Raw genomic sequence first — 14,583 nt, 5'->3', positions numbered from 1 at the left:
TCGCTCCTAACCCCGGTCAGCGCGCAGCAGCGCGACCATCAGGTAGATCATCAACGCCACTGCTAGCAGCAGTGACACCCCGTCCAGAATGCTCATCGAAACTCTCCGTCCTTACGGCACTTGCCGTTGACGGTCATTGTCGGTAGAGCCGCTGTAAAGGTGCGAGATCAGGACCTTGGCCAGGCCATAAAGAATACGTAAAGAACGCGCTTAACGTCCTGCCAGCGCCCGCCACTGCGGCGGTTGTACATAGCTTGCGACCCAATCTACGACCGCCTCAGGCGACATCGGCCGGGCGATGCCATAGCCCTGGGCGACATCACAGCCCAGGCCCATCAGCAACTGACCGTGCTCGACGCTCTCCAGCCCTTCGGCAATCACCTGGCGGCCAAAGGCCCTGGCCAGACCGATCACCGCCCGGGTCAGCGCCAGGTCGTCATGGTCATGGAGGATGTCGCGCACGAAGGACTTATCGATCTTGATGGTGCGGGTCGGCAGGCGCTTGAGGTAGCTCAAGGACGAGTAGCCGGTGCCGAAGTCATCCAGCGAGAACTGCACCCCCAACTGCTGACAGGCGTCCAGGCACTGGCTGACGCGCTGGATGTTCTCGATCGCTACCGATTCGACGATTTCCAGATCGAGCCTCTGCGGAGCCACAGCCGGGTGACGCGCCAGCAGGTGCGTGAGGCGCTCGACAAAGTCACTGCGTTGAACATGCCGGGCAGCAATGTTCACACTCACCGGCCATACGTGTCCGGCCTGCTGCCAGCGCTGCATCTGCGCCATGGCCTGGTCGATGACCCACTCGCCGATGTCGACAATCAGGTCGGTCTGCTCCACCAGCGGCAGGAAATCGGCCGGTGCCACCAAGCCCTTGAGCGGGTGTTGCCAGCGCAGCAGCGCCTCGAAACCGAGCACCTGGCCACTGCGCATATTGACCTTGGGCTGGTAGTGCAGACACAGCTCGCCCTTGATCAGGGCCTGACGCACCCGTGCCACCGTCTGGTGGGTGGCCTTGACCTCGCGGTCCAGCGACACATCGAACAGGTGATAGCGGTTGCGCCCACTCTGCTTGGCCACGTACAACGCCTGATCGGCATGCCGCACCAGGGTGTCGGCATCTTCATTGTCGAGGGGATACAAGGTCACCCCGATGCTCGCGCTGACACTGACCTCTCGATCACGGATCGAATAGGGCGCGGCAATCGCTTTGAGCACCCGTTGCAGTGCCAGCTGCAACTGCCCGGGATCCTGTACATGACGCAAGATCAACACGAACTCATCGCCCGAGAGCCGCGCCACTGCATCGCCGCCACGCAGGATGCCTTTCAGGCGGTTGGCCACTTCCACCAGCAACAGGTCGCCGCTGGCATGACCATAGCCGTCATTGACCGCCTTGAAGCCATCCAGATCAAGCATGCACACGGCCAGGGCAATGTCTTCCCGGCGCGAAAACTCCAGAGCCTGATTGAGCAGGTCAGACAGATAGGCGCGGTTGGGCAGCCCGGTCAGCACGTCGTGACCCACCCGCCACTGCAGGGTATGCAGGAGCTGGCGCTTCTCGGTCACGTCGAAGCGGATCGACACATACTTGCGCACCAGGCCAGTGGCCGGGTCGATCAGCGGCACCATGGTGCTGTCGACCCAGTACAGCGAACCGTCCTTGGCGCGGTTGCAGATTTCGCCCTTCCACGCCTTGCCAGCGACCAGGGCACGCCACATGCCATCGAAAAACCCCGGATCGTGCAGACCGGAATTGAGAATCCGGTGATTGGCCCCCAGCAGCTCGTCGCGCCGATAGCCGGAGATACTGCAGAACTGTTCGTTGACGTAAGTGATCCGACCACTCAAGTCGGTTTCGGAAAAGATCGCAGCCGCATCAACGGCCGTGCGGTAATTGTCGTCCATGAAAATCTCGTACCCTGAAGGCTCAGCGATTGAAACGCTCGACCAGGGCACGCAGGCCCGAAGAAATGTGTTGCAGCTCTGCTCCGCGGGTGGCGGCAGCATTGGCGTTCTGCGCGGTGTGCTGCACGGTACAGGCGACACCGTTGATCTGCGCACAGACCTCTTCGGCCACCGACGATTGCTCCTGGGAGGCCGCCGCCATTTGCTGGCTCATGTCACTGATACGTTCCACCGCCACGCGGATACCCTGCAACGCCTGCTGTGCCTCCAGCACCCGCGCCACGCCGTGTTGCGCTTCATCGATGCCCAGACTGGCAATGCTCACCGCCTGGTCGGCACCGGCGCGCAAGTTCTCGATGATGCCCTGGATCTGTACGGTCGATTGCCGGGTCTTGCCGGCCAGCGCCCGCACTTCATCGGCCACCACGGCAAAACCGCGGCCCTGCTCACCGGCACGGGCCGCTTCAATGGCCGCGTTGAGGGCCAGCAGGTTGGTCTGTTCAGCAATCGCGCGGATCACTTCGGCGGCCAGGGAAATATCCTGGGTCTGGCCGGCCAGGTGAGTTACCGCCTGATTGATCTGGCTGACGGTGCCGGCCAGCAACTGGATCGCCTCGCGCATGCTGCCCGCTACTTCACTGCCCTGCCCGGCCAGTTGATTGGCAGTGTGCGCTTCACCGGCAGTGTCCTGCACATGACGGGCAACCTCGGCAATCGAGGCCGCCATCTCGGTCATCGCAGTGGCCGTCATGTCGGTTTCTGCGCGTTGTTCGAGCAAAGCCGATTCGGTCTGGCGCGACAGGCTGCTGGAGTCCCTCGCCGCCTCACTCATTTGCACCGCCAGGTCGCTCAGGCGCGTCAGCGCGGTTTTCAGCCGCGCCTCCTCGCTGATAAGGATCATCTGCAACTGCGCCGCCGGCCCCTGGGCATCGCTGTAGGTCAGCGCCACGACCGGGTCGGCAAAGGTGTTGCCCGAACCCTCAACGATCTGTGCCAACTGATGCCCCAGACGCTGATGCGCCCACAGACCGACCCCGCCGAACAAGCCGAGGGTAATGCAGTGGCCGGGCCAGCCTGGCAACAACTGCTGCGCAGCAATGGCCGCCGCGCCTGCCAGCAGCGGCACAGCCATGACCTGCGCCAGCAGCGCCAGACGCCGCCCCGCAGGAACTGCCGCCTTGCCCTCACGCAAACGTGCATACAGTGTTTCAGCGCGGCGCACCTGCTCGCGGCTCGGCTTGACCCGTACCGACTCATAGCCGACCAGGCGGCCGCCTTCAAGAATCGGCGTGACGTAGGCACTGACCCAATAAAAATTGCCGTTCTTGCAGCGGTTCTTGACGATGCCCATCCAGCTCTGGCCGGCCTTGAGGTACTGCCACATTTGCTGGAACACCACGGCGGGCATGTCGGGGTGACGGACCAGGTTGTGCGGGCTACCGATCAGTTCGGCCTGACTGAAGCCACTCATGGCGGCAAATTCAGCGTTGCAATAGGTAATGTTGCTGGCGATATCGGTAGCAGAAATGAGCCGTTGGTCATCTCCGAACGTCTGTTCGACAGAGGTGACCGGCAGGTTGAGACGCACGTGAAAACTCCCTTTGTAGCGATCTGTCGTGTACTCCACGGAGCTGTCCGAGCCACGAAACCGGGTTGAAACTTGATGGCTTTTGACCTGTCCAACCCATTGATGGGATGAATTACATCACATTCTGCAAACTAATGTGACGAATTATGGCGTTGTGCTATTCCGACAATTGCCGTTAAGTTCTTGATTCTAAATGGGAATCAAGTGATGAAATATTCAAGTTTGGGTTCGGCCATCAGGCGCTACCGCAAGGTCGCAGGGCTTACTCAGGCTGAACTCGGCGAGCGGTCCGGTTTCGACCCCAAGACCATCAGCCGCTTTGAAACCGGCACCTACACCCCTAGCGTCGACGCCCTGCTGGTCTTTGCCGAAGTCCTGGGCATCAAGTTGAAAGCCTTTTTCACCGATCAAGACGACGAAGACGAACAACGCGCCTACCTGTTCGGCGTCATCCACAATGCCCCGTCCAACGCCTTGGGCGATTTGATCGCGGCTGTCGATCGGGCCCTGTCCAAGGGCTAGTCCCGGCTTCGCTCTACGGCAGACCTGGCCGTCGCAGGGCGTGCTCGTTTTACCGAACCCCAGCTGGTCAGACCGGTAAAGCCAATTTCTTTCCATTCAGCCACAAACCCCTTGCAAACCCGAAAAATTCGCGCCTACACTGGCCGCGCACTGGACATACCGGTAAGACCACAATAATTAAGTCCTCCGCTCTTTCGCCCTCCCCGGCATCGAAGCAAGGACACCGATCAGAGATCCCTCCCATGCTCAAATGGTGCTCGCGTTCGATCTTCCTCCAAGTAGTGCTCGGCCTGGTGCTTGGCGTCGCCTGTGGCCTCAGCTTTCCCGAAGTTTCCCTGCAGCTCAAACCTCTGGGTGACGGCTTTATCAAGCTGATCAAAATGCTCATCGGGCTGATCGTGTTCTGTGTTGTGGTCAGCGGTATTTCCGGTGCCGGTGACCTGAAAAAGGTCGGACGGATCGGCCTGAAATCAGTGATCTACTTCGAAATCCTGACCACCATCGCCCTGGTCATCGGCCTGGTGTTTGCCTTTACCTCGGGGATTGGCAGCGGCGCCAACATTCACCTGGACCAGCTGTCGACCGCCGAGGCCGGCAACCTCGCCGAGCGCGGCCAGCATATCCACGGCACCGCGGCCTTCCTTATGGACCTGATCCCGACCTCGGTGATCGGCGCCTTCGCTGACAACAACATCCTGCAAGTGCTGCTGTTTTCAGTGCTGTTCGGCAGCGCCCTGAACCTGGTCGGCGAAGCCGCTTCCGGCATCTCGCGACTGATCAATGAACTGAGTCATGTGATCTTCCGCATCATGGGCATGATCGTGCGCCTGGCGCCGATCGGCGTGTTCGGCGCCATCGCCTTCACCACCAGCAAATATGGCCTGGAATCGCTGCAACACCTGGGGGGTCTGGTCGCCCTGTTCTACCTGACCTGCACCGGTTTCGTGCTGTTGATCCTGGGGACCGTGATGCGCCTGTCGGGCCTGCGTATCCTGCCGTTCATCAAGTACCTGCGCGAAGAGCTGACCATCGTCCTTGGCACCGCTTCCTCCGACGCTGTGCTGCCGCAAATCATGCGCAAACTCGAGCACCTGGGCATCGGTAATTCCACTGTGGGCCTGGTGATCCCCACTGGCTATTCCTTTAACCTCGATGGTTTCTCGATCTACCTGACCCTGGCGATCGTGTTCATCGCCAACGCCACCGGCACACCGCTGGCGATGACCGACCTGCTGACCATCCTCCTGGTGTCGCTGATCACCTCCAAGGGTGCCCACGGCATTCCAGGTTCAGCCCTGGTGATTCTGGCCGCGACCCTGACGGCGATACCGGCAATTCCAGTGGTCGGCCTGGTGCTGGTACTGGCAGTGGACTGGTTCATGGGCATCGGCCGGGCACTGACCAACCTGATCGGCAACTGCGTGGCGACCGTCGCCATCGGCCGCTGGGAAGGTGATATCGACATGGAGCGGGCCAATAATGTGCTGGCCGGCAAACAGGGCTTTGGCTTTGCCCAGCGCAAGTCCGCCAACGCCCATCAACAAGAGTTCTGAGTGCAAGGGCCGGTACTGACACTGCCGGCCCCAGGAGCAACCTATGCAAGTGTTCTCATGGAGTGACCTGTGATTACTTCATCGACCGTAGTGAATTCCGTGGTGGAAAAACTCCGCCAGGCCCTGGCCCGTGGCCAGTGGCGCTCCGGTGACATGCTCCCGGGGCAGCGCGAGCTGGCCGAACAACTGGGTATCAGCCGCCCCAGCCTGCGTGAAGCGGTGACGGTACTGGAAACCCTCGGCCTGGTCCGCTCGATGCCGGGCAAAGGGGTGCTGGTGCTCGACGCCGATCTGGCTGAAGCCGCCCCGCCACAGACCGGGGTGGCTGGGGCCAGCCTGGAAGACGTCCTGCAACTGCGCTACACCTTGGAACCGTTCATCGTCGGCCTGGTGGCGCAGTCGATCAGCAGCAAGGAAATCGGCCAGCTGCGTCTGACCCTGATGGACATGCGCGAAGCCCTGGAGGCCGAGGACAGCGAAGCCGGGGTCAACGCCTACATCGCCTTCCACGAAGAGTTGTTCACCCTCACCGCCAACCCGATTTTCCAGAGCGTGGTGCAGCAAACCAGCAATGCCCTCAAGCAAAGCGCCGCAGTACTGCGCAATTCCCCGGAACACCTGGCAGCGCGCCTGGAAGAGAACGAAGCAGTAGTGCGGGCCATCCGCAACAAGAACAGTGCCCAGGCCAGTGCGCAAATGCGTCACCACATCCTTCAAGAAGGCCGGCGCATGGGTATCGAACTGAACATCCCGGACGAACATCCGGCCACTTGAACTCAGGAGAGCATTGATGAACGCCAGCGCCCAAGCCCCTGTCACCGCCCTGCCTCCATTGCTTGCCCATGGCGAAGTGCGCCTGTCGGCCGAACAGATCTACCCGCGGCTGTTCGACGCCATTCTCGAACAGCGTCTGGCGCCGGGCAGCGCCCTGCCCGAGCAAGCGCTGGGTGAGGCATTTGGCGTCAGCCGCACGGTGATCCGGCGGGTGCTGGGACGCCTGTGCGACCAGCAGGTCATCGTCCAGCGTCCAAGTCACACCGCACGCCTGGCAGCCCCCGATCCGCAACAGGCGCGGCAGATCCTCAGCGCCCGGCGCCTGGCCGAAACCACCCTGATCACCCTGGCCGCGCAACGCTCGCGACCGGCGAAAATCCGCCAGCTGCGTGAGCTGGTCGCACGTGAACGCCAGCACCATGAACAGGGTCAGCGCTGCACGGCCATCCGCCTCGGTGGCGAGTTTCATTTGAAACTGGCGGAGATCGCCAACAACGCCCCGTTGACGCGGTTTCTCAATGGTTTGGTGCCGCAGACTTCGTTGATCATCGCCCAGTACGAAGCCCGCCCGTGCAGCCATTGCGCCTGGCAGGAACATGCCGCGATCATCGACGCGCTGGAACAGGGTGACGGCGAAGCGGCCCTGGCCTTGATGCACCAGCACCTGGACCATATCGAGGCCAAGCTGGACCTGTAGGAGCGGGTCTTGCCCGCGATCTGCCGCAACGCGGCAGCAATGTCAGCCAATGCGGTTTGACAGTTGTTCCGCAACCTCAAGTTTTACGGCCGCTGCGCGGCCGATCGCGGGCAAGACCCGATCCTACAGGAGTACTTGGTCGGTCTTGTTGACTTCTGATGCGCCCCCCGACGCCCTCCCACCTATACTGAAATCACCAAGGTAACAAACCCGCCAAACATCCCGTCGCAAGGGGGTAGCGCTTGTGACCCCCCGTTCATCTCTCATATTCCTGCTCATCCTCCTGCTCGCCCTGGGCGGCTGCGCCTCGCGAGAAAAGGCCCCCGAACCCCCTCCCGTGCAACTGAGCCCCGCCACCTGGGAGCAGATCGACCGGGAAATCATCGACGCCTCGCTGGCCAGCACCAGCTCGGTCAATGACTACAGCCGACGCTCCATGCGGGTGTGGAAGGACCGCGTGCAGCAATTTACCGAAAGTGATTTCATCCCCTGGTTCACCGGCTACTGGACCCAGCAATGGCTGACCATGAAAGTGGCCTGGTACAAGATGAACAGTGGCGAGGGCAAGGAGCCGCCGGAGAAGCGCCTGGCGCTTTACCTGCAGGAGCAGTATCACCGCCGGGTGCTCGATCAGGTGGCCAAGGAGATCGACCCCGAAGGCATCCGCAGCCGCGCCATGGAGCTGTACATCCAGCTGCTCGGCCAACAACTGCAACAAATTGCCCAACGCTACCGGGCGTCGCCCGAGCAGTTCAACCTGCGCCTGACACGGATCCAGGCGATCAATCTGGGCCCCCCGGCGGCGCGCAATGCCTCGCTCTACCAGCTGCTTTACAGCAAGCCACTGACCGAGCAGCCAGGTTACGCGGCATTGCTTGGGCAGATGCACAGCGCGGTACGCGCCGGCACGCAGCGCTCGGATGTCAGCCTGTCATCGGTGGCGCAACAGGCCAGTGAAAAGCTCGGCGCGACCCTGGCACCACGCGGCATCGCAAGTGCCGTGGCCAGCGCCGTAGGCCGCGTCGCCGGCGCCCTGATCTCGGTGGCTGCCGCCGGTTACGGCATTGTCAGCCATAACCAGGAACAACCGGCCATGATCGAACAACTGCGGGTGATCCTCAATGTCGCGCTCAACGAGGAATGGCGTGAGCTGATGGACAACCGCAAGAGCGGCGTCATGGCCGGGGTGTACTACTTGTCCGGCGAAATCGAGGAGGGCCTGCTTGGTGCCCGGCGTCTGCCGGATGACACCCAGAACGGTTCGTTGCGCATCGTTCTGCCAGCGCAATAGCCCGCCTCAGGCCGCGACGCGGTTGGCGTCCAGCGCCTGGGCCGAAGTCGGCAGGCCGAAAATGCGGTCGAACAGCCAGTTGTAAAGGAAGGTGTAGCAAGGGATCAGGATGATAAAGGCCAGATCCACCAGGAAGGCTTCGACCAGGCTCATGTCCAGCCACCAGGCAATCAACGGAATCAGGTAGACCACCAGGGTCAACTGAAAGCCGATGGCATGCACAACGCGCCGGGCAACGCTGCGCCCGCGCTTGGCCTGACGGCTTTCCCAGTACTCGAACAGGGTGTTGTAGATGAAGTTCCAGGCCATGGCGATGGTGGTGATCATCACCGCCAGCGGCCCGGTATTGCTCGGCGCCGTGTCCGACAGATAGGCCAGGCCCAGGGTCGACATGCACAGGCCAATCACTTCGTAGGCGGTCACGTAGACCAGTTTGCGTTTTACACCTTGCACCGTATTACCTCGATTGCATCAACAGACGCCGCCCATCCAGGCAGCAGAGGCGCGCAAGAATGCATCAATCTTCTTGACAGAAAAAGTCAGCAGCTATCAGATTGCCTGACAGGAGATTACCCAATTGAATTTTTCCAGCGACAACATCGAACTGTTCCTCGCCGTGCTGGACCGCGGCTCCTTCTCTGCCGCCGCCCGCGCCTTGGGCCGAGTGCCTTCGGCCGTGAGCATGGCGGTCGGCAACCTTGAGGCCGAGCTGGGCTATGCCTTGTTCGAGCGCACGCACCGGGAAACCCGGCCCACCGCCCTGGCGCTGGCGCTGGAACCCCACGCGCGGATGATCGCGGCGCAACTGGGGCAGTTACAGATACATGCCCTGGAATTGTCCCAAGGGCTGGAAAGCACCCTGGCCATCAGTGTGGTGCCGGACATCGACCATGGCCCGCTGCTGGCGGCGATCAAGACCATCAGCGAACGCTATCCGCTGCTGGAGATCGAGGTGCTCAGCGCGCCGCAGGAAGAGGCCCTGCAATTGCTGCACAGCGGCCGCGTCAGCCTGTGCCTGGCCTTTGCCGGATTGGCGGTTGATCCGCAGCAACGCTTCCAGAACATCGGCATGGAGTCGCTGGTGGCGACCATCTCGCCTCAGCACCCTGCCCTGCAACGCCAACCCCGGCAGATCGCCTACCTCGAAGACCTGGTCAATGTCCGGCAGATTCTGGTGGCCAGTCGCGACCTGCCAATCACTGACACCCGCGCCCTGATCGGCAAGGCACACTGGCGCACCGACAGCCTGAGCATGGCGTTGGAGATGGTCGAAGCCGGCCTGGGCTGGGGTGACTTTCCCCTGTCACGGGTGGCTCCGCTGCTTGAGGCCGGGCGTCTGCTGCGCCTGGACTTCAAGAACACCCGCAACGAACTGCAGTTGCCGGTCCATGCCTTCTGGCGCCACAACCAGCCGCTGCAAAAGGCGGCACAGGAACTGGTCAGGCTCCTCGGTGTTTAACACCACGAACCGCAGCGCAAAGCCTTGGGTAGGAAAAACCTGTCAGCCCCTGCGGCAATCTGCCTTTCAATTTTTCAGTATCGCGGCCGATAGCCGTCTGGATAGGTACGAGCATTGGCCAAAAGCACCGCTCGGCACTCCTCCTTACTGGCACAAGGTATCGGAACATGAACCTGAAATTTCGCCACAAGATCCTGCTGTGCGCCTGCGGCGTCGTGGTTCTGGCATTCGCTTTGTTCACCCTCTACAACGATTATCTGCAACGCAACACCATCCGACAGAACATCGAGTCGTCGGTCAAACAAGCGGGTGCGTTGACCGCCAGTAGCGTGCAGAACTGGATGAGCGGGCGGATTCTGGTGCTGGAAAACCTCGCCCAGGACGTAGCCCACCAAGGTGCCAATGCCGATTTCCCGGGACTGGTCGACCAGCCTTCGTTCACCAACAACTTCCAGTTCACCTACGTCGGACAGGCCAACGGCGTATTCACCCAGCGCCCGGATGCGAAGATGCCTGACGGCTACGACCCACGCCAGCGTCCCTGGTACACCGCCGCCGTGACCGCTAACCAGACCATGCTGACCCCACCGTACATGGCTGCGGTCGGCGGCCTGGTGGTCACCATCGGCATGCCGGTCAAGAGCAAAACCAACGGTGAGCTGCTCGGCGTGGTCGGTGGTGACTTGAGCCTGGCATCGCTGGTCGACATCATCAACGCCGTGGACTTCGGCGGTATCGGCCATGCCTTCCTGGTCGACCGCAATGGCCAGGTGATCGTCAGCCCGGACAAAGACCAGGTGATGAAGAACCTCAAGGACATCTACCCAGGCAGCAATCTGCAGGTGGCCCCGGGCATTCATGAAGCAACCCTGGACGGTCAGGAGCGCATCATCTCCTTTGCTCCAGTCAGTGGCCTGCCATCGGCCGACTGGTACATCGGCTTGTCGATCGACAAGGACAAGGCCTACGCCCCGCTCAGCCAGTTCCGCACGTCGGCCATCATCGCCATGCTCATCGCGGTGGCAGCCATTGCCGGCCTGCTCAGCTTGCTGATTCCGGTGCTGATGCGTCCGCTGACCACCATGGGTCGCGCCATGCAGGACATCGCCCAGGGCGAAGGCGATCTGACTCGCCGTCTGGCGGTGGAGAACAAGGACGAATTCGGCGAACTGGCCGGCGCCTTCAACCAGTTCGTCGAGCGTATTCATGCCTCGATTGCCGAAGTGTCCTCGGCCACCCGTCAGGTGCATGACTTGTCCGAGCGAGTAATGAGCGCGTCCAACGCCTCGATCATCGGCTCCGAAGAGCAGAGCATGCGCACCAACAGCGTGGCTGCGGCGATCAACGAACTGGGCGCCGCCACCCAGGAAATCGCCCGCAATGCCGCCGACGCCTCGCAGCACGCCAGCGGCGCCAGCGAACAGGCCAACGACGGCCGCCAGGTGGTGGAAGAAACCATCTCGGCAATGACCGCACTGTCGCAGAAGATCAGCGAATCCTGCGAGCAGATCGAAACCCTCAACGCCAGCACCGACGACATCGGGCAGATCCTCGACGTGATCAAGGGCATCTCCCAGCAGACCAACCTGCTGGCCCTGAACGCCGCCATCGAAGCTGCCCGTGCCGGGGAAGCCGGCCGCGGTTTCGCCGTGGTCGCCGACGAAGTGCGCAACCTGGCGCACCGGACCCAGGAGTCGGCCGAAGAGATTCACAAGATGATTACCACCCTGCAGGTCGGCTCGCGCGAGGCGGTGCACAACATGAACGCCAGCCAGGTGTCGAGCGAAGAAAGCGTGGTCGTTGCCAACCAGGCCGGCGAACGCCTGAGCAGCGTGACCCAGCGTATCGGTGAAATCGACGGCATGAACCAGTCGGTGGCGGCGGCGACCGAGGAACAGACCGCCGTGGTCGAAAGCCTGAACCTGGACATCACCCAGATCAACGTGCTGAACCAGCAAGGCGTGGCCAACCTCAATGACACCCTGCGTCATTGCGATGCCCTGGCGCAACAGGCCGGCCGCTTGAAGCAACTGGTCGACAGCTTCAAGATCTGACCGGCAGCCCTGGCGAGGGCGCAATGCCCTCGCCAGCTGCCTGGTACTACACCACCACCGCGCGCTTGACCCTGCCCATGCGCACCCAGCCGACCAGCACCGCCAGCATCACCACAAAGCCCAGGTAACCGAAGAACGGATAGACCTGACCGACCAGGCTGATAAAGCCGATCAGGCTACAGATAAACGCTGCCACCCCTGCCCCCACTGCACCCAGACGAAAGCTGCGGGTACCCGCCGGCAACAGCCGCGCCAGAAACGAATAGAGCATGCCCACTGCGGTATTGACGATCATGCCGAAGATGATCACGCACATGATCACGCCCAGCGCCGGGGAAATTTCACTGGCAATCGACAGCATCGGCATCGGCAAATCGGCCACCGTATCCAGGCGCGAGAGTAACCCGGCGCTCATCACCAGCATCAAACCGCCCAGGCCCGCGCCACCGAGAATGCCACCCCAGATCGCCGTTTTTTCCAGGCGTGCAGAACCGCCGAGAATCGCCAGCATCGGCGCTCCTGCGACCACGTTGTACGACACATAGAGAAAAGCCCCCAGCAGCCAGTGGCTCGCCCCCGCCTCCTGCCGGCTGGCGATCTGGTCCAGGGCGGTGAAACTCAGGTCGCGAGTGAACACTGCGTACAACGCAATGGCCGTGGCCGCGAGGATCAGGAACGGCGTGACCGCGCCGATCAGCACAATGACCTTATGAATATCCAGACAGACCACGGCCACCACCAACAGGGTGACCAGCACGCTACCGGTGAGTGCCGGAATGCCGAACTGCTGTTCGAGCAAAGCACCGCCACCGGCGAGCATCACCACCGTCACCCCGAACATGAAGAAGGTGATCAGCAGGTCGACGAACAGGCCCAGGTAACGCCCGCAGATGGCATACACGACATCCTTGTGCGAGGCCGCCTGCAGACGGTTCCCCAGCCCGGCCAGTGCCATGCCGAGAAAGGTGAACAGCGCCGCACTGACCAGGGTACCGAGCAGCCCCCAGACGCCGAAGTTGACAAAGAACAGCAGTAACTCCCGCCCTGAGGCGAAACCTGCACCCACGATAACGCCGATAAAGGCGCCTGCAATTTTCAGCTGTTCTTTCATGTTCCAACCCTCTGGCATCTATGGCCCTGGTCAGGCCTTGTTGTTTTTACCCAGTAGCGCGCAGGCGTGTGCGACCTCAGTCGTGACCGATCCAGGCCTGCACTTCGATCTCCACATCCACACCCAGCGCAAGCCCGGCGCTCACGGTCGAGCGCACCGGATAGCCGTGGGCGAAGAAGGTTTTGTAGACCTCGTTGAAACCGGCGAAATGCGCCATGTCAGACAGCCACACCGTGACCTTGACCACCTGTTCGAACCCTGCGCCACACTCGGCCAGGGTTTCGCCGATACGTTCCAGGGTCGCCTGAGTCTGGGTCTGGATATCACCACGCACCACCTCGCCTGTGGTGCTCATTGGCACTTGGCCGGAGAGAAACAAAAAGCCCCCGACCTTGACCGCCTTGGAAAACGGAAACGGCAGGTGGCTGGGAATACGCTGGATAGTCGAGCTCATGGCAATGTCCTTTGAGGGATTAACGAAAACGCGCCGGTGACAAGCGTTGCGGCTCGACACCTTCGCGGTGCAAGGAAGCGGGAAGTGCCTGGTCCAGCAGCAATGCACAGGCCAGTTGCGAGACACCGGCCGCCGACTGGATGCCATAGCCTCCCTGGGCAGCCAGCCAGAAAAACGCGGGATTGTTCGGTTCACGGCCAATGACCAGATCGCCATCGGCGACGAATGAACGCAGCCCGGCCCAGGTATGACTGGGGCGACGGATCGTCAGCGTGGTCAGCGCTTCGATGTTGTAGATGCCGGTCGCCACGTCCAGCTCTTCAGGCATCACATCCTGAGGTTCGACCGGATCGGCATTGGCCGGTGAGCCGAGCAACTGCCCGGCGTCGGGTTTGAAATAAAAACTCTCATCCACCCCAATCACTGCCGGCCACTGCGCAAATGCCTGGTCTTGCGGACCTTCGAAGGTAAAAGCGCTGCGCCGGCAGGGTTGCAGGCCCACGGGCGACACGCCACAAACTGCAGCAACCCGATCTGCCCAGGCGCCCGCCGCATTAACCAATTGACGCGCCTGCACCACACTGCCGTCGGCCAGGTGCAGGTGCCAGAGACCTTCGGCAAAGGCCCCCTCAATCAGCTCGGCATTGCAACGCAGCTCGCCGCCCGCCTGCCGAAAGCCACGCAGGAAGCCCTGGTGCAAAGCGTGTACATCGAGGTCCATGGCACCTGGCTCATGAAACGCGCCAGCAATGGCATCGCCCCTCAGGCTCGGCACCATCGCCACAGCAGCCTCGGGGTCGAGCAGGCGCACTTCGGTGCCATTGGCCAGGTTCTGCGCATAACTGCTGGCCAGCAGCTCCTGCTGTTCGAGGCTGGCGACATACAGACAGCCTCGCGGCTCAAGCAATCGATGCTCGCAGAATCCGCTCGGGGGTGATTCGTAGAAAGCCCGGCTAGCCCGGGTCAAGGCCTGGATCTGCGGAGTGCCATAAGCCTCCATGAACATCGCCGCCGAGCGCCCGGTTGCGTGGTAGCCGGGCTGCGCTTCACGCTCCAGCAACAGCACACGCTGCTGGCCGGCCAGTCGGTATCCCAGGGAAGCACCCGCAATACCGGCACCAATGATCACGCTGTCGAAAATTTGCGTCATAACCTTGCCATTGCCTGATGGG

At 61.8% G+C, this 14,583-nt stretch carries 14 protein-coding genes and 2 pseudogenes; 8 read left to right on the top strand and 8 right to left on the bottom strand.

The window, feature by feature from the left end; genetic code table 11:
• Positions 1–6 precede the first annotated feature (6 nt).
• From kdpF to NPS47_RS25810, 4 genes and pseudogenes are all read right to left on the bottom strand, one after another.
• The gene (gene kdpF, locus NPS47_RS18595; RefSeq protein ID WP_105642480.1) at positions 7–96 is read right to left on the bottom strand and encodes a K(+)-transporting ATPase subunit F; all 90 of its coding nucleotides are present in this window, start codon (positions 94–96) and stop codon (positions 7–9) included.
• 114 nt (positions 97–210) lie between these two features.
• Positions 211–1,908, bottom strand: a complete 1,698-nt coding sequence (locus NPS47_RS18590; RefSeq protein WP_274296263.1) for a putative bifunctional diguanylate cyclase/phosphodiesterase — start codon at positions 1,906–1,908, stop codon at positions 211–213.
• Positions 1,909–1,930: 22 nt separating this feature from the next.
• Positions 1,931–3,040 carry a methyl-accepting chemotaxis protein gene (locus NPS47_RS18585; RefSeq protein WP_425313529.1) on the bottom strand — a complete coding sequence of 370 codons (1,110 nt, stop codon included), beginning with the start codon at positions 3,038–3,040 and terminating at the stop codon, positions 1,931–1,933.
• 177 nt (positions 3,041–3,217) lie between these two features.
• Positions 3,218–3,379, bottom strand: a pseudogene (locus NPS47_RS25810) (PAS domain-containing protein); the annotation flags it as partial.
• 324 nt (positions 3,380–3,703) lie between these two features.
• Between NPS47_RS25810 and NPS47_RS18580 the strand changes: the two are divergent.
• From NPS47_RS18580 to NPS47_RS18560, 5 genes are all read left to right on the top strand, one after another.
• Positions 3,704–4,018: a helix-turn-helix domain-containing protein gene (locus NPS47_RS18580; protein WP_274296261.1), complete on the top strand. Its 315-nt coding sequence runs from the start codon at positions 3,704–3,706 to the stop codon at positions 4,016–4,018.
• A gap of 242 nt (positions 4,019–4,260) precedes the next feature.
• Positions 4,261–5,571: a C4-dicarboxylate transporter DctA gene (locus NPS47_RS18575; RefSeq protein WP_274296260.1), complete on the top strand. Its 1,311-nt coding sequence runs from the start codon at positions 4,261–4,263 to the stop codon at positions 5,569–5,571.
• A gap of 69 nt (positions 5,572–5,640) precedes the next feature.
• Positions 5,641–6,345 (top strand): FadR/GntR family transcriptional regulator, encoded by a 705-nt coding sequence (locus tag NPS47_RS18570; RefSeq protein ID WP_274296259.1) that lies wholly within the window; start codon positions 5,641–5,643, stop codon positions 6,343–6,345.
• A 16-nt stretch (positions 6,346–6,361) separates the two neighbouring features.
• The gene (locus NPS47_RS18565) at positions 6,362–7,042 is read left to right on the top strand and encodes a GntR family transcriptional regulator (protein ID WP_274296258.1); all 681 of its coding nucleotides are present in this window, start codon (positions 6,362–6,364) and stop codon (positions 7,040–7,042) included.
• A gap of 244 nt (positions 7,043–7,286) precedes the next feature.
• Positions 7,287–8,333: a hypothetical protein gene (locus NPS47_RS18560; protein ID WP_274296257.1), complete on the top strand. Its 1,047-nt coding sequence runs from the start codon at positions 7,287–7,289 to the stop codon at positions 8,331–8,333.
• Between the two features lie 6 nt (positions 8,334–8,339).
• Here NPS47_RS18560 and NPS47_RS18555 read toward each other — a convergent pair whose 3' ends face one another.
• Positions 8,340–8,786 (bottom strand): PACE efflux transporter, encoded by a 447-nt coding sequence (locus NPS47_RS18555; RefSeq protein ID WP_274296256.1) that lies wholly within the window; start codon positions 8,784–8,786, stop codon positions 8,340–8,342.
• Positions 8,787–8,910: 124 nt separating this feature from the next.
• Between NPS47_RS18555 and NPS47_RS18550 the strand changes: the two genes are divergently transcribed.
• The 3 genes and pseudogenes from NPS47_RS18550 to NPS47_RS25800 all read left to right on the top strand — a co-directional run bounded on the left by NPS47_RS18550 (position 8,911) and on the right by NPS47_RS25800 (position 11,846).
• On the top strand, positions 8,911–9,792 hold the full coding sequence (locus NPS47_RS18550) for a LysR family transcriptional regulator (protein ID WP_274296255.1): 882 nt from the start codon (positions 8,911–8,913) through the stop codon (positions 9,790–9,792).
• A 167-nt stretch (positions 9,793–9,959) separates the two neighbouring features.
• Positions 9,960–10,943, top strand: a pseudogene (locus NPS47_RS25805) (cache domain-containing protein); the annotation flags it as partial.
• Between the two features lie 117 nt (positions 10,944–11,060).
• Positions 11,061–11,846, top strand: coding sequence for a methyl-accepting chemotaxis protein (locus tag NPS47_RS25800; protein ID WP_425313528.1), 786 nt, complete (start codon positions 11,061–11,063; stop codon positions 11,844–11,846).
• A gap of 46 nt (positions 11,847–11,892) precedes the next feature.
• On the opposite strand, the gene NPS47_RS18540 is transcribed toward NPS47_RS25800, so the two are convergent.
• From NPS47_RS18540 to NPS47_RS18530, 3 genes are all read right to left on the bottom strand, one after another.
• Positions 11,893–12,957, bottom strand: coding sequence for a YkvI family membrane protein (locus NPS47_RS18540; RefSeq protein ID WP_274296253.1), 1,065 nt, complete (start codon positions 12,955–12,957; stop codon positions 11,893–11,895).
• A 76-nt stretch (positions 12,958–13,033) separates the two neighbouring features.
• Positions 13,034–13,411 carry a RidA family protein gene (locus NPS47_RS18535; protein WP_274296252.1) on the bottom strand — a complete coding sequence of 126 codons (378 nt, stop codon included), beginning with the start codon at positions 13,409–13,411 and terminating at the stop codon, positions 13,034–13,036.
• A 19-nt stretch (positions 13,412–13,430) separates the two neighbouring features.
• On the bottom strand, positions 13,431–14,561 hold the full coding sequence (locus NPS47_RS18530; RefSeq protein WP_274296251.1) for an NAD(P)/FAD-dependent oxidoreductase: 1,131 nt from the start codon (positions 14,559–14,561) through the stop codon (positions 13,431–13,433).
• Positions 14,562–14,583: the final 22 nt, after the last annotated feature.

This window comes from Pseudomonas putida (assembly GCF_028682475.1).
Classification (GTDB): Bacteria; Pseudomonadota; Gammaproteobacteria; order Pseudomonadales; family Pseudomonadaceae; genus Aquipseudomonas; species Aquipseudomonas putida_AG.
This window is presented reverse-complemented; position numbering and strand designations above follow the sequence as displayed.

Excerpts from the sequence above, each read along its gene's own strand:
- kdpF (WP_105642480.1), bottom strand. The coding sequence starts at position 96 with ATGAGCATTCTGGACGGGGTGTCACTGCTGCTAGCAGTGGCGTTGATG.
- NPS47_RS18590 (WP_274296263.1), bottom strand. The coding sequence starts at position 1,908 with ATGGACGACAATTACCGCACGGCCGTTGATGCGGCTGCGATCTTTTCC.
- NPS47_RS18585 (WP_425313529.1), bottom strand. The coding sequence starts at position 3,040 with ATGGCTGTGCCGCTGCTGGCAGGCGCGGCGGCCATTGCTGCGCAGCAG.
- NPS47_RS18580 (WP_274296261.1), top strand. The coding sequence starts at position 3,704 with ATGAAATATTCAAGTTTGGGTTCGGCCATCAGGCGCTACCGCAAGGTC.
- NPS47_RS18575 (WP_274296260.1), top strand. The coding sequence starts at position 4,261 with ATGCTCAAATGGTGCTCGCGTTCGATCTTCCTCCAAGTAGTGCTCGGC.
- NPS47_RS18565 (WP_274296258.1), top strand. The coding sequence starts at position 6,362 with ATGAACGCCAGCGCCCAAGCCCCTGTCACCGCCCTGCCTCCATTGCTT.
- NPS47_RS25800 (WP_425313528.1), top strand. The coding sequence starts at position 11,061 with ATGAGCGCGTCCAACGCCTCGATCATCGGCTCCGAAGAGCAGAGCATG.
- NPS47_RS18540 (WP_274296253.1), bottom strand. The coding sequence starts at position 12,957 with ATGAAAGAACAGCTGAAAATTGCAGGCGCCTTTATCGGCGTTATCGTG.
- NPS47_RS18535 (WP_274296252.1), bottom strand. The coding sequence starts at position 13,411 with ATGAGCTCGACTATCCAGCGTATTCCCAGCCACCTGCCGTTTCCGTTT.
- NPS47_RS18530 (WP_274296251.1), bottom strand. The coding sequence starts at position 14,561 with ATGACGCAAATTTTCGACAGCGTGATCATTGGTGCCGGTATTGCGGGT.